Source organism: Microbacterium sp. BG28, from assembly GCF_034044005.1.
Classification (GTDB): Bacteria; Actinomycetota; Actinomycetes; order Actinomycetales; family Microbacteriaceae; genus Microbacterium.
On record NZ_JAXCHA010000001.1, the window covers coordinates 815,313 to 829,206 of the forward strand.

General features: G+C 69.8%; 14 protein-coding genes. 6 read left to right on the forward strand and 8 right to left on the reverse strand.

The genetic code is table 11. The features are described 5' to 3' along the window. Nucleotides 1–66 precede the first annotated feature (66 nt). Entirely contained in the window at nucleotides 67–432 is a 366-nt protein-coding gene (locus SK224_RS04125) for a bleomycin resistance protein (RefSeq protein ID WP_320433518.1), read from the reverse strand. Between the two features lie 48 nt (nucleotides 433–480). Continuing rightward, nucleotides 481–975, reverse strand: coding sequence for a hypothetical protein (locus SK224_RS04130; protein ID WP_320433519.1), 495 nt, complete (start codon nucleotides 973–975; stop codon nucleotides 481–483). 98 nt (nucleotides 976–1,073) lie between these two features. On the opposite strand from SK224_RS04130, the gene SK224_RS04135 reads away from it, so the two are divergent. Continuing rightward, nucleotides 1,074–1,916: a helix-turn-helix transcriptional regulator gene (locus SK224_RS04135; RefSeq protein ID WP_320433520.1), complete on the forward strand. Its 843-nt coding sequence runs from the start codon at nucleotides 1,074–1,076 to the stop codon at nucleotides 1,914–1,916. A 38-nt stretch (nucleotides 1,917–1,954) separates the two neighbouring features. On the opposite strand, the gene SK224_RS04140 is transcribed toward SK224_RS04135, so the two are convergent. The 3 genes from SK224_RS04140 to SK224_RS04150 all read right to left on the reverse strand — a co-directional run bounded on the left by SK224_RS04140 (nucleotide 1,955) and on the right by SK224_RS04150 (nucleotide 4,599). Beyond that, a complete protein-coding gene (locus tag SK224_RS04140; RefSeq protein ID WP_320433521.1) occupies nucleotides 1,955–2,377 on the reverse strand; it encodes a hypothetical protein in 423 nt (140 codons plus the stop codon). Between the two features lie 35 nt (nucleotides 2,378–2,412). Further along, the gene (locus SK224_RS04145; protein WP_320433522.1) at nucleotides 2,413–3,204 is read right to left on the reverse strand and encodes a hypothetical protein; all 792 of its coding nucleotides are present in this window, start codon (nucleotides 3,202–3,204) and stop codon (nucleotides 2,413–2,415) included. 288 nt (nucleotides 3,205–3,492) lie between these two features. Next, the gene (locus tag SK224_RS04150) at nucleotides 3,493–4,599 is read right to left on the reverse strand and encodes an NAD(P)-dependent alcohol dehydrogenase (RefSeq protein WP_320433523.1); all 1,107 of its coding nucleotides are present in this window, start codon (nucleotides 4,597–4,599) and stop codon (nucleotides 3,493–3,495) included. Nucleotides 4,600–4,861: 262 nt separating this feature from the next. Here SK224_RS04150 and SK224_RS04155 point away from each other — a divergent pair, with 262 nt between their 5' ends. After that, nucleotides 4,862–6,232, forward strand: a complete 1,371-nt coding sequence (locus tag SK224_RS04155) for an HNH endonuclease signature motif containing protein (protein ID WP_320433524.1) — start codon at nucleotides 4,862–4,864, stop codon at nucleotides 6,230–6,232. A gap of 149 nt (nucleotides 6,233–6,381) precedes the next feature. Here SK224_RS04155 and SK224_RS04160 read toward each other — a convergent pair whose 3' ends face one another. After that, nucleotides 6,382–6,567 (reverse strand): hypothetical protein, encoded by a 186-nt coding sequence (locus tag SK224_RS04160; protein ID WP_320433525.1) that lies wholly within the window; start codon nucleotides 6,565–6,567, stop codon nucleotides 6,382–6,384. A 114-nt stretch (nucleotides 6,568–6,681) separates the two neighbouring features. Here SK224_RS04160 and SK224_RS04165 point away from each other — a divergent pair, with 114 nt between their 5' ends. After that, nucleotides 6,682–7,008, forward strand: coding sequence for a hypothetical protein (locus tag SK224_RS04165; RefSeq protein ID WP_320433526.1), 327 nt, complete (start codon nucleotides 6,682–6,684; stop codon nucleotides 7,006–7,008). Nucleotides 7,009–7,048: 40 nt separating this feature from the next. Here SK224_RS04165 and SK224_RS04170 read toward each other — a convergent pair whose 3' ends face one another. Beyond that, nucleotides 7,049–7,582, reverse strand: coding sequence for an adenine phosphoribosyltransferase (locus SK224_RS04170; RefSeq protein WP_137418411.1), 534 nt, complete (start codon nucleotides 7,580–7,582; stop codon nucleotides 7,049–7,051). Nucleotides 7,583–7,701: 119 nt separating this feature from the next. Here SK224_RS04170 and SK224_RS04175 point away from each other — a divergent pair, with 119 nt between their 5' ends. Both SK224_RS04175 and SK224_RS04180 read left to right on the forward strand, forming a co-directional pair. Beyond that, nucleotides 7,702–9,375 (forward strand): glycoside hydrolase family 13 protein, encoded by a 1,674-nt coding sequence (locus SK224_RS04175; RefSeq protein ID WP_320433527.1) that lies wholly within the window; start codon nucleotides 7,702–7,704, stop codon nucleotides 9,373–9,375. Nucleotides 9,376–9,473: 98 nt separating this feature from the next. Next, nucleotides 9,474–10,688, forward strand: a complete 1,215-nt coding sequence (locus SK224_RS04180; RefSeq protein ID WP_320433528.1) for an amidohydrolase — start codon at nucleotides 9,474–9,476, stop codon at nucleotides 10,686–10,688. 159 nt (nucleotides 10,689–10,847) lie between these two features. Here SK224_RS04180 and SK224_RS04185 read toward each other — a convergent pair whose 3' ends face one another. Beyond that, complete coding sequence (locus SK224_RS04185) at nucleotides 10,848–11,573, reverse strand: Pr6Pr family membrane protein (protein ID WP_320433529.1); 726 nt, start codon at nucleotides 11,571–11,573, stop codon at nucleotides 10,848–10,850. Nucleotides 11,574–11,799: 226 nt separating this feature from the next. On the opposite strand from SK224_RS04185, the gene SK224_RS04190 reads away from it, so the two are divergent. After that, on the forward strand, nucleotides 11,800–13,764 hold the full coding sequence (locus SK224_RS04190) for an APC family permease (RefSeq protein ID WP_320433792.1): 1,965 nt from the start codon (nucleotides 11,800–11,802) through the stop codon (nucleotides 13,762–13,764). Nucleotides 13,765–13,894: the final 130 nt, after the last annotated feature.

Sequence of the window (13,894 nt, forward strand, 5' to 3'; positions counted from 1 at the left end):
GGCGGTCACCGCGATCCTTCTCGGCGCGAGGGTGTGGCGTCTGCTCGCACGCACGGAGGTCTCCGCCTAGAGCTCGTTCTCGATGAGGTTCACCTGCGTGCCGTCGAGATCGATGAGGTGCGCGACACGACGTCCCCAGGGCTGAAGGACCGGGGCGTGCAGCCGCGGGTGCCCCTTCGTCCGTTCGGCGACTCCGCTCGCCCGGATAGCGGCGTAGAGCGCATCGAGATCGTCGACGCGGAGTCCGCACATGAAGGGGCTCTGCGTCGGATCCAGCTCGGCGGCAGGAAAGAACTCGAGCTGCAGGCCGCCGCGTTCCATGATCAGCCACTCGCGGTCGTGATACGTGGTCGCGAACCCGAAGCCGCCATAGAACACGACGCTGGCATCGAAGTCGCGGGACGGGAGGTGGGGAACCGCGCGGTCGGTCATGCGTCGGACCCTAACCGCGAGGTCCCCTCCACTCAAGCTCTCGCGCGATCATCCCTGCAGGTCGGCGGGCGTCAACGTCGCCGGCAGGTCGTCTCCCTCCGAGGGGACGTGCACGAAGTGATCGCCCTCCACGCGGTAGATGCCGGCCGTCACGCCCGTCACGAAGTAGTCGTCGGCGGCCGAGCCCTGGAGCATCGTGGGTGTGAGAAAGAGCAGGTAGGAGCGGCCCTCGACGAGCGTGTCGCTCGGCCCCGTGTGGCGAACGACCACGTCGTTCCGCTCGGCGGTGGGGGTGCCGCCGAGCGCTGCGGGCTCGAATCGCCGGTCGATGCGGGCGGTGACCGTCGTGTCGCAGTCGGCGGCCGAACGCTCGGTGATCGTGACGACGGCGACGGCGACGAGTGAACTGTCCGCCGCGAGCGCCTCGATCGAGTCGTAGAGCGTGGCGCGGGAGCCGGCGGACTCGCCGCACGCGACGGAGGTGCATCCGGCGAGCGCGATCGCGGCAGCGAGGAGCGCCACGGCGGCGAACAGTCTGCGCATCCCACCCCTGTTCTCGTCGCGTCACTCCCACACTGCCGCGTCACGGGCGGATCGCGGGTCCCTGGTTCCGGATGCGGCGCGCCGCACACAATGGACGCATGGATCGCGCCGCCCTTGCCGACTTCCTCCGCTCTCGTCGCGAACAGCTGCGGCCGGGCGATGTGGGGCTGTCGGCGGGGCCCCGCCGGCGGGCGAGCGGTCTGCGCCGCGAGGAGGTCGCGCAGCTCGCGGCGATGTCCACCGACTACTACACACGCCTCGAGCAGCAGCGCGGCCCGCAGCCGAGCACGCAGATGCTCGCCTCACTCGCGCGGGCGCTGCGGCTGTCTGCGGACGAGCGCGACTACCTCTTCCGCGTCGCCGGGCACAACGCTCCCGACCGCATCCTGGCCCGCGACCACGTGGCCCCTGCTCTCCAGCGCGTCTTCGATCGTCTCGCGGATACGCCGGCGGTGATCATCTCGTCACTGGGCGAGACGCTGCTGCAGAACCGGATGGGCGCGGCGCTGCTCGGCGATCACGCGGGAGCGAGAGGGTGGGAACGCTACGAGGCGTACCGCTGGTTCGCGCATCCGGATGCGGCACGCGCCCGCTATCCGGGTGATGACCGAGAACGGCAGTCGCGTGCTCTCGTCTCGGGGCTTCGCGCCGTGCTCGCCGTCGAGGGGACGCGCGCGCAGGCGCTCGTCGACGAGCTGCTGCGGATCAGCGACGAGTTCGCGGCGCTGTGGGAGAGGCAGGAGGTCGCGCGCCGGTTCAGCGATCACAAGGTGCTCCTGCACCCGGAGATCGGCCCCATCGAGGTGGACTGCCAGGTGCTGTTCACCGAGGACCAGTCGCAGGCCCTCCTCGTGCTCACCGCGGAGCCCGGTTCGACCGACGAGGAGAAGCTGCGGCTGCTGGACGTGGTCGGGATCCAGGAGTTCGGCCGCGTCGACTGAGCACCCCGCCCTGGTCGCCGCGTGCGCGTGCGGCTCGTTCAGCGAGCGCGCATCGAAGAGAGGCGTCCCCGCCATCGCGCGAGGATCGAGCATTCCTGATCCGTGTCCGGGGCCGGTGGATGGTGGGTGTCGACGTAGTCGAAGACCTCCCACCATGCGCGACGCGTGCGCTGGGGGTCGAGACCCGCGAACACGACCGCCATACCCGCGAAGGAGATGACCGCGACGCAGAAGAGCAGGATGAACGCCAGGTTCGGCAGGGACCAGCCTTCGGTGAGCCGGGGGACGAAGCTCATGGTGGCCACCACGAGCGCGGTGGCGGAGACGGCGACCGCCGTGTTGACCTGCGCCTTACCCGCGAGCGCGATGCGCGCCTGCAGACGTTCCTCTTCGGACAGAGACCTGTATGCCTTCACGTCGGCGGGCGTGGGCGCGCGCCGGAACTCGAACAGTGCGACCATGCCGCCACCATGCCAGCGGGCACCGACGCGACGGTTCAGCGCTCGAGTTCGTGGGACCCGGGCGGAGGCTCGGCCACCGCGGTCGGCGCCTTCCTGCCGCGGCGCCACCTTTTCGGCCACCAACGCCACGACACGGCGGCGAGCGCCACGAGGACCAAGAGCAGGCCCACGATCCCGGCGAGTACCGACAGAATGATCTGCCACCACGCCAGGGGGCCGGCGTGGTCGCTCGGAACGAAGACCGCATCCGCGATCATCACGAGGACGACGATGTCCAGGCCGACGAGCGCCCACGTGAGGATGCGCCAGCCGCTGCTCGGGGTCGCACCCCGGCGGCGAGCTCGTCGCATCCCGATGAACGCGGCCGCCGGCATCCACACCAGGAACGCCGCGACGGTGGTCAGCAGCCATCCCGCAGACCACGCCGCACCGACGAAGAAGAGCGCGAGCCCGTCGCCGACCGAGGACTGATCGGGCTGCAGCGAGAGCCCGCGGACGATCCAGACGGCGATCCACCCGGCGACGCCGACCAGAAGCGCGAAGCCGATGTCGCCCGTGAGTCCGCGCAGGCGACCCCACGTCTCGCTCCCCGCTTCGATCGTGGTGGGATCCATCGCGATGGGAAGCCGCACCGTGAAGTACCGGATGCTGGAGATGAGACCGGCGGCGATGCCCAGCACGATGTTCGCCGGTATCGCCTGCTCCACCTCGATCGCGTCCGTCATCAGCGCGAACAGCACGGCCACGGCGGCGGCGGCGCTGAGCAGCACGGCGGCTCTGATGAGTCGGTGAAGGATGCGGCCTCTCTTCGGCTGCGGGCGCGTCATCGGGTCATTCCACCGGAACGAGATTGTGGAGGTCGCCGCGTGAGAGCGTCACCCCGGGGACGCTCGTGATGCAGGCCATGAGCGTTCTCGCGCCAGCCACGCGGACGACGGCAAATGAACAAGGCAAAGGGCCCTCCGAGACCGCCGCAGATGATCGCCTGACCATTGTGCAGCGAACAGCGCCGACTCTGTCGCAACACAAGCGCGACTGTGGATGCGTGAGACGTCCGCACGCGCGCACCCGCGGGTTGCCCGGTTGTGGTCGGGACCCGCGGGTGCACAGGCCGGTCAGGGCATGACCAGGACGGCCTTGACGGCCGCGCCGGACTGCGTGTCGGCGATCGCCTTCTCGATCTCGTCGAACGGGTAGGTCGTCACAAGGGTGTCGAAGGGGAACTCGCCCGCCTTGTACATGGCGAGCAGCTTCGGGATGAAGGTCTGCGGCACGGCGTCGCCTTCGATCGCGCCGACGAGGGTCACGCCGGAGCCGGAGAACAGGCCGACGGGCGCGACCGCATCCGGCTTCGGAACGCCGACGGTGGCGACCTTCGCGCCGAAGCGCGCCGAAGCGACGAGATTGCCGATGACGGCAGGGATCGCCGTGGTGTCGAGCGCATACTCGGCGCCGACGCCGCCCGTGGCCGCCTTGATCTGGTCGACGACGTCGTCCACCTTACCGTCGACGAGGTGCGTGGCACCGAGGCGCTTGGCCGCCTCGAGGCGCTCGGGGAGGACGTCGACGGCGACGATCGTCGTCGCGCCGGCGGCCTTGGCGGCCATGATGGCCGACAGCCCGACGGCACCGGTTCCGCTGACCACGAGCGCGTCACCCGCGCCGACGCCGAGCGAGTTGAGCACGGTTCCCGCGCCCGTCTGGATGCCGCATCCGAGCGGACCCACGAGCTCGAGGGGGACGTCCTTGTCGATCTTGACCGCGTTGCGCGCCGCGACAAGGGCGTGCGTCGCGAACGACGACTGTCCGAAGAAGCTGCCGACGACCTCGCCGCCGTCGGGGAGCGCCATCGTGCCGGTTCCGTCGGCGCGCACGCCCCCGATGTTGAGGAGCATGAACTGCAGGCAGTAGGCGGGGCGTCCCGCGAGACAGTTCTCGCATCGGCCGCACGAGGCGAACGAGACGGCGACGTGGTCGCCCTCGGCGAAGCCCGTCACGTCGGCGCCGACGCGCTCGACGATGCCGGCGCCCTCATGGCCCAGCACGCGCGGGAAGGCGCTCGGGATGTGGCCGTGCTGCACGGCGAGGTCGGTGTGGCAGAGGCCGGCCGCGACGATGCGGACGAGCAGCTCGTCGGGACGGGGATCCTGGAGCACGACGTCTTCGAAAACGAACGACTCGTCGACTCCGTTGAGCACGGCTGCGCGGGCGGTGGTGGACATGGCAAACCTCCTGAGAAAACTCAATGCGCACGTATGTAACCGTGCGCATGGTCAGGCTACGCCCGCCTCGGAGACAACGATCCGAGATCGATTCTCAATTGTCCGGCCCTCGAGCCTGCACCGCGCTGGGCCAGCGGTGGGCGAACGGCGGCCACGCGGGCGACAACCACGGAGCGTCGGTCGTCGAGCGAGCCGCGTGAGCGACGAAACACCCCACCCGAGGTCAGACGGCGATGTCCGAGGCCTTTCCTACTCTTAGAACATGTCTTCGAAGGTTGCGAGCGTCGTCGGTCTCTCCGACGCGGATGCGGCTGCGCTCGCATCCATCGCACACCAGGTGGATGCGGCGCAGGCCGACCTCGCCGCGGCGCAGGCACGTCTGGTGCGCGCTCTCGCGCGCGCGGAGGAGCTCGCGTGCCGGATGAGCGACGGCCAGCATCGTTCGGCGCGCGGCGCGGATATGGCCCACCGCGCGATCGCAAGCGAACTGGCCGTTCCGCTGCGGATCTCCGACCGCACGATGCAGCGTCGGATGGTCGAGGCCGCCGATCTCGTGACGAGCTATCCGGCCACCGTCGACGCATGGGAGGCGGGGCAGATCACCCAGGCACATGTCCGCGTGATCAGCGAGAGCGGCGGCGGGCTGCCCGCGCACACGCGGGCGGAGTTCGAGCAGCACGCGCTCGTGCGGTGCGAGGAAGACACCGCCGGCCGCGTGCGCACCAGCGTGCAGATGATCGCCGAGCGACTGCACCCGCGCACCCTCACCGAGCGACACCGAGATGCGGCCGAGATGCGCGCCGTGACCGTTCAGCCCCTCGACGACGGGATGTGCGAGCTGACCGCCACCATCCCCCTGCTGCTGGGCGACGCCATCCACGACCGCCTCACCCGAATGGCCACCATCATCCACGACGCCCGCGGGGCCGCAACGCAGCGACTGCGTACGGGCGGCGACCGAACAGACGAGATCGTGGCGTCAGACGCGCGGACCATGGATCAGGTGCGTGCGGATGTCTTCACCGACCTCCTCCTGAGCGCGGCCCCGGTGGCAGATCCCACCGCCAGCGATGAGCAGCCCGGCACGCTCGGCGCCATTCGCGCTCACGTGCAGGTCGTCGTGCCCGCGCTCACTCTGCTGCACGCATCCGAGCACCCGGGCGACCTCGCCGGACGCGCTCCGATCGACGCCGACACCGCCCGACTCCTGGCCGGGGCCGCGCCGAGCTGGGACCGCCTGCTGACCCACCCCGCGTCCGGCCAGGTTCTCGCCACCGACCGCTACCAGCCCACGCCCGATCTTCGACGTCGGCTGCGCGCCCGCGACGCGCATTGCCGGTTCCCCGGATGCCGCGTGCCCGCCATCCGCCTCGAGCACGACCACACGCACGACCACGCCCTGGGCGGGCCCACCACGCTCGAGAATCTCGAGGGCCTGTGTCAACGCCACCACTCCATGAAGCAGTTCACCGGTTGGCGCGTGAAACAAGTCCACGCGGGCGTCCTCGCCTGGACCTCGCCGCTGGGCTACACGTACATCGACGAACCGCCATCACCGAGCGTGCATTTCGTGCCCGAGTTCGTGCCACCGGAGCCCGACCCTCCACCCCCGGGACCACCGCCGCCGTTCTGAGCCCGAGTCGCCGCGGGCCTCGCGCCGATGCGGTTACTCAGTGACGACGCAGGTACTCGGCGTGCACACGGCCACTCCGCGCCCACGCGGCGGCACGGAACCGCGCGCGTCAGCGAGGAGCCCGACGCGTCAGCGAGAAGCCAGGCACGTCAGCGGCCCGTAGCCGTGCGTCTCGAGATCGGGAGGAGCGGGATGGCAAGACCGAGGAAAGCGACGAGCGGCCACCAACTCGCAGCGGTCAGAGCGAGCGCGACGCCGAGCACGGCGAGTCCGAGAGCGAGCGACCAGACCACGACACGGAGCCACGCGGGCACGTCGGTCGAAGCGGAAGCCATATTCCGAAGGTAAGTCGGAACGGAGTGTTCGCGACGAGGTTCACACGAGCGCCCCAGCAACGCGGGGGGGACGGATGCTGCGCGCACCGGATGCGAGGGCCCATACTCTGCACCATGACGCAGACCGACCACTCCCGTGACATCCGCGTCGTCGCACCCGCCCTCGGCCTCGCACTCCTGCAGGTCGTCGTGACCGGCCTCGTCCTGCTGTTCGCATTCTGGGACGCGTTCTCCCAGATCGACTGCGCGGAGTGCTTCCCGACGGTGCAGGACGCGCGCTGGATGCTCACCGGAGCGTTGATCCTGGGCTGGGGGATCACGCTGGTCGGGGTCGCGACCGGCTACATCCGGCAACGCGCATCATCGTGGGCGCCGGCCGTCGGCAGCGCCGTCATCGTCGCCGGCTATCTGCTGTTCCGCAGCGTCGTCTACGCAGCCTGACCACGCCCCGCGTTCTGATCACACGCCGCCCGACGCGTCATCAGGCGTGGAAGACCGAGTGCAGGTCGTCGTGTCCGGCCACCGAGCGGCCGCCCAGCGCGTCGAGCTCCATGAGAACGGCAACGCCGGCCACCGAGCACCCGATCCGCTCGACCAGGTCGCGCGCCGCGGCGATCGTGCCGCCCGTCGCGAGGACGTCGTCCAGCAGCAGCACCCGCGTTCCCGGGGCGATGTCGTCGTGCATCTCGATCGTCGCGGTGCCGTACTCGAGCGCGTAGTCGACGGATGCGGCCGGGCGCGGCAACTTGCCCGCCTTACGGATCGGCACGAGACCCACACCCGCGGCGATGGCGGCGGCGCCGGCCAGCAGGAACCCTCGCGCCTCGATACCGGCCACCACGTCGTAGGTTCCGGCGAACGGCTCGAGCATCGCGTCGATGACCACACGAAGACCCTCACCGTCGGCGAGCAACGGCGCGATGTCGCGGAAGAGCACGCCGGGCTCGGGGTAGTCGGGAATGACGGCGATGAGCTTTTCGGCGCGCTCGAGTGCGGCGGAATTCGAGGGGGTCACCCGTCGATGGTAGTCGGCGCACCGTGAGCATCGCCTCGATCAGAACCGGGCAAACCAGGAGCCGCCCACGGAAAACCGGGCTTCGAATCGATACGATCGCACCCGGTACCATCGGATGCATGACCTCGACGCACGATGCCTCGACCTTGATCGCCGCGCCCGGATCCGAATGGTGGCGCACCGCCGTGATCTACCAGATCTATCCGCGCTCGTTCGCGGACGCCAACGGCGACGGCATCGGCGACCTGCCCGGCATCACCGCCCGCCTCGACGCGCTCGCCACGCTGGGCATCGACGCGATCTGGCTGAGCCCTTTCATGGTCTCGCCCCAGAACGACGCCGGCTACGACGTCGCCGACTACTGCGACGTCGACCCGCTCTTCGGCACCCTCGCCGATTTCGACGCCATGCTGGCCAAGGCGCACGGCCTCGGCATCCGCGTGATCGTCGACCTCGTGCCCAACCACTCATCCGACCAGCACGTCTGGTTCCAGCAGGCCCTCGCCGCCGCCCCCGGCAGTCCCGAGCGCGCGCGGTACATCTTCCGCGACGGCAAGGGCGAGAACGGCGAGCTGCCGCCCAACAACTGGGAGTCCGTGTTCGGCGGCGGGATGTGGGAGCGCGTCGTCGAGGCCGACGGCACGCCGGGCCAGTGGTACCTGCACATCTTCGACGTGAGCCAGGCGGACTTCGACTGGACGAACCCCGAGGTGCAGGAGTACTTCCGCGGCGTGCTGCGGTTCTGGCTCGACCGCGGCGTCGACGGATTCCGGGTGGACGTCGCTCACGGCATGATCAAGAAGGACGGCCTGCCGGACTACACGCCTCCCGCCGACGGCGACTCGATGGGCGGCGACGCGGACGACGTCCCGTACTGGGGACAGCCCGGCGTCCACGAGATCTACCGCGACTGGCACAAGGTGCTCGCCGAGTATGACGGCGACCGCGCCCTGTGCGCCGAGGCGTGGCTACCCACGCCCGACAAGACCGCGCTGTGGGTGCGCCCCGACGAGATGCACCAGGCGTTCAACTTCCCGTACCTGACGACGGCGTGGGATGCGGACGCGCTCCGCACGGTCATCAGCGACTCGCTGCGCGCCTTCCCCGCGGTCGGCGCCCCGGCCACCTGGGTGCTCTCGAACCACGACGTGATCCGTCACGCCTCGCGCCTCGCCCTCTCGGCTGAGAGCCCGCAGGGCGAGGGCATCGGCCCGCGCTCCGAAGCGCAGCCGATCCCCGAGCTCGGCCTGCGCCGCGCCCGCGCGGCGACCGCGGTGATGCTCGCCCTGCCCGGCTCCGCCTACATCTACCAGGGCGAAGAGCTCGGGCTCCCCGAGGTCATCGACATCCCCGACGACGCACGCCAGGACCCGACGTGGTTCCGCACGAACCACGAGAAGTACGGCCGCGACGGCTGCCGCGTCCCGATCCCGTGGGAGGCCGCATCCCCCGCCTACGGGTTCAACGGCACGGGCGCGTCGTGGCTGCCTCAGCCCACGGAGTGGGCGCAGCACGCCCGCGATGTCGAGCAGCGCGACCCCGACTCGACGCTGGCGCTCTACACGCACTTGCTGCAGGCGCGGAAGGCGCACGGCCTCGGCGCCGCCCCCTTCACGTGGCTCGACGGCTACCCCGAGACGGTGCTCGCGTTCCGCAGCGGTGACGTCACCGTGATCGCCAACCTCGGCGCCGACGCGATCGAACTGCCCGCCGGGGATGTCCTCGTCTCGAGCGAGCCGCTCGAGGGACGGAGGCTTCCGGCCGATACGGCCGTGTGGCTCGCCGACGCCTGATCGTCGAACCCGAGCACGCCGGCGCGCCCTCATCGGCCGCCGGCGTGCTGGCGTCTGCGGAGACTTCCCCGCTCAGCGCCCGCGAGTAGGGTCGGGACATGGCTCTCGACCTCGAAGCGCTGTACACCGACCTGCACCGCCACCCCGAACTGTCGTTCCAGGAGACGCGCACCGCGGGCGTGATCGCCCGCACGCTGGAGACGCTGGGAATCCCGTTCACCGAGGGTGTCGGCCGCACCGGCGTCATGGCGACGCTCGCCAACGGAGCCGGGCCGGTCGTCTGGCTGCGTGCCGACATGGACGGCCTGCCCGTCGCCGAGCGCACCGGCCTCGCGTACGCGAGCACAGCGCGCGGCGTCGACCCGCAGGGCGCTGACGTGCCGGTGATGCACGCGTGCGGCCACGACATGCACGTGACCGCCCTCCTGGGTGCACTCGAACGGCTCGTGGCGACCGCATCCGAATGGTCGGGAACGGTCGTCGCCGTCTTCCAGCCCGCCGAGGAGTTCGGGGCGGGCTCGAAGGCGATGATCGCCGACGGCGTGCTGGATCGCTTCCCGCGGCCCGACATCGTGCTCGGTCAGCACGTCACTCCGCTGCCGGCGGGGACGATCGGTGTACGGCCCGGAACCCAGATGGCTGCGTCGGACGGGCTGACCGTCACCCTGCACGGACGCGGCGGCCACGGTTCGCGCCCCCACGCCACGATCGACCCGATCGTCATGGCCGCCGCCGCCATCATGCGCCTGCAGACGGTCGCCTCGCGCGAGGTCGACCCGCGTGAGGTCGCCGTGGTGACGGTCGGATCGATCCACGCCGGCCTCAAGCACAACATCATCCCCGCCGAGGCGACGCTGCAACTCAGCCTCCGCTACGCGGACGACGGGATGCGGGAGCGCGTGCTCGACCGAGTGGAGCGGATCATCCGCGCCGAAGCCGACGCCTCCGGCGCAGAAATGCCGCCCACGATCGTCAACGACCACACGCTGCCGCCCACGATCAACGATTCCGACGCGACCGCCCGGCTGGCGGCGGCCTTCCGCCGCGCCTACGGCGACGCGGCGGTCGTCGACCCGGGCATGTTCACCGGCAGCGAGGACGTCTCCTGGTTCGCGCGCGAGGCCGGGGTACCGCTCGTGTTCTGGTTCTGGGGCGGCATCGACCCGGAGCTGTTCGCCCGCGCGAGCGCCGAGGGGACGATCGACCGCGACGTGCCGACGAACCACTCGCCCTTCTTCGCTCCGGTGCTGCATCCCACGATCGAGCGCGGCGTCGAGAACCTCGTCATCGCCGCGCGAGAGTGGCTCGACTGAGCGGCGTGCGAGCAACCCTCTCTCGCTGACGGCGCCACTGGCCGTGCGCTCGAACGAACGCGCCGTCCGTTCTCGGCGCACCTGGGTGGTGTGGACTCTGGTCCTGCGCGGCGGCGTCGTGGCGGGAGGCGCATCGACATCTTCGCCGCATCGCGCCGATCAGCGACGCCCGGCCCCCGCGTCCGCCGTGGCCCGGACGGCGGACGCGGGGCGCATCCGACGGTCCAGTGCGCCGAGCGCCTTGTCGATGAGGATGTAGACGTACGCGACGACCTCGAGTGCGAGGGTGAGGCCGACGATCCAGAGCACGACCCCGTCCAGCCCGTTGCGGTCCACGTTCATGAACGGGTACGGATACTGACCCCCGCCGGCGAATCGACCGCCGACAGCGCCGTAGACGAACGCGAAGGCGAGGTATGCGTACGGGATCAACGTCCACAGGGGCGGATCGAACCAACGGCTGCGCCCCTTGGGCACGAACAGCAGCCAGTCCGCGATCGCCAGCGAGGGCGTGATGATGTGGATCAGGTTGTCGGTCAGCGTGAACGGCTGATACCCGTTGCCCTGAGTGAACGTCTCGGGCACGAGCACGACCAGGTAGATCAGCATCGTCACCGTGATCGCGAAGGCCACGGCGAGCGAGAACCGCGCCGAGGGCGTCGACGCGCCGCGCGGTCCATCCGCGCGAAGGTCGGCGACCGTGCGAACGGCGAGCACCGCCATCCAGACGAGGCAGAGCAGGTTGCTGAGCACCGTGTAGTACAGGAATTCGACGAGGCTGGGCCGTCCGTCCAGGATGCCGGTGACCCTTCCGATCCCCCACGCCATGACCACCGCCGCGATGAGGCGATAGGCGAGGGCGACGCGGCGATCGGGCGCATGCATGCGCTACATCGTAGGTCGACGCACGAGATGCAGATGATCACGGAACGATGACGGCATGGCAAACACCCCCCGCTCGCGTTGCGCGGTCTGAACGATCGGCGTAGTGTCGCGCGTCGTGGCAAACGACAGCGCCGAGCCGGCGCCCGAGACTCCGATCGCGAAACGCCTGCTGATCGGGGACCCTCTCGCGTCCACGGATGCGGACGATCATCTTCTGCGCAAGCGCATGGCGCTGCCGATCTTCGCGTCCGACGCACTGAGCTCTGTGGCCTACGCGCCGCAGGAACTGCTCATGATCCTGATGATCGGCGGGCTGTCATTCCTGGCCTTCAGCCCGTGGATCGCGGCGGCGGTCGTCGTGCTGCTCATCGTGGTGGTGCTCTCGTACCGCCAGCTCATCAAGGCGTACCCGTCCGGGGGCGGCGACTACGAAGTCGCGCGCACGAACCTGGGCGAGATCCCCGGCGTCATCGTCGCCTCGGCCCTACTGGTCGACTACATCCTCACCGTCGCCGTGTCGGTCGCATCCGGTGTCGACAACATCATCTCCGCGCTGCCCGGCCTCAACCCCTGGCGCATCGAGTTGGCGGTCGGCTTCGTCATCCTCATCGTCATCGTCAACCTGCGCGGTGTGCGCGAGGCCTCGCGTGCCTTCGCACTGCCGACGTACATCTTCATCGGATCCGTCGCGCTCATGATCGTGACCGGCATCGTCCGCATGATCCTCGGCGACCCGCCCGTCGCCTCCAGCGCCGCATTCTCCGTGCAGGCCGAGAGCCTCACGCAGGCCGCCGTCATCCTGCTGATCCTTCGTGCGTTCTCCAGCGGATGTTCCGCCCTCACCGGTGTCGAGGCGGTCTCGAACGGCGTGCCTGCCTTCCGCCGCCCCAAGGTCCAGAACGCGCAGCGCACCCTCGTCGCGATGGGCGCCGTCGCGATCCTCCTCTTCTCCGGCCTGACCGTTCTCGCGCTCGTCTCGGGCGTGCATTACGCGGAGAACCCCTGCCACCTCATCGGGTTCGACTGCACGCAGCCCCAGCCGAGCCTCATGGCGCAGGTCGCGGCCGCCACGTTCGGGATGAACTCGATCCCCTTCTTCATCATCCAGGCAGCCACCGCCTGCGTGCTGCTGCTCGCAGCCAACACCGCGTTCAACGGCTTCCCGCTGCTGGGCGCGGTTCTCGCACGCGACGGATACGCCCCGAAGGCCATGAACACCCGCGGCGACCGCCTCGTGTTCTCGAACGGCATGATCCTGCTCGGGCTTGCGGCGATCGTGGTGCTCATCGCCTCACAGGCGAACCTGACCACCCTGATCCAGCTCTATATCATCGGCGTGTTCGTGTCGTTCTCACTCGGACAGATCGGAATGGTGCGCCACTGGCGGCGCGAACTCCGCTCGCTCAACCAGCTGCCGGCCGACGCCCGGCAGCAGCACTCGGGTCGCTTCGAGCGGCGCGAGATCATCTCGGGTCTGGTCATCAACTCGCTCGGCGCGGGGCTGACCGCGGCGGTGTTCATCATCGTCACCATCACGAAGTTCACGCATGGCGCGTGGCTCGTCTTCCTCGCCATTCCCGTGCTGTCTGTGCTGATGATCGGCGTGCACCGCTACTACCGCGACGTCGAGCACGAGATCACGTTCGACGACTCCACACACTTCGGCGCCGCCGGCGACATCGCCATCGTGCTGGTGGGCCGTCTGCAGAAGCCCGTCGCGAAGGCCATCGACTACGCCCTCGCCGCGCGGCACGACAAGACGATCGCCCTGCACGTCGCCGTCACCAAGGAGTCGGCGGATGCGGTGCAGAAGGAGTGGGAGGACCACCGCCCTCCCGTGCCGCTCGTGATCGTCGAGTCGCCGTACCGCACGTACGCCCAGCCGGTGATCGCCTTCATCGAGAAGTATCGCGAGAAGCACGGACCGGCGGTCGTCACGGTCTACCTGCCGCAGTACATCGTCGGCCACTGGTGGGAGAGCTTCCTGCACAACCGCCGTGCCCGCCGCATCGCGCAACAGCTCATGCTCGTGCACGGCGTCACGATCACCCTCGTGCCGTGGCTGCTGGACTCGTCCGAAGTCATCTACGGCCGCCGCTCCCGCCCGCTCCCCGGTCAGGAGCGTGCGGGACGCCCCACCACCCGCACCGTCAGCGTCGCGCGTCACGGCGAAGGCCAGAGCCGGAACTGACGCGCAGGGCGGGGTTCGCGTCTCGCCCTCGCGCGCGCCCGCATCAGCGCCCGCATCCGCATCCGCATCGCTCCGGTCGGAGAATCGACCGGATGTCGGAGGTTCGACGCCGAATCCTCCGACATACGCA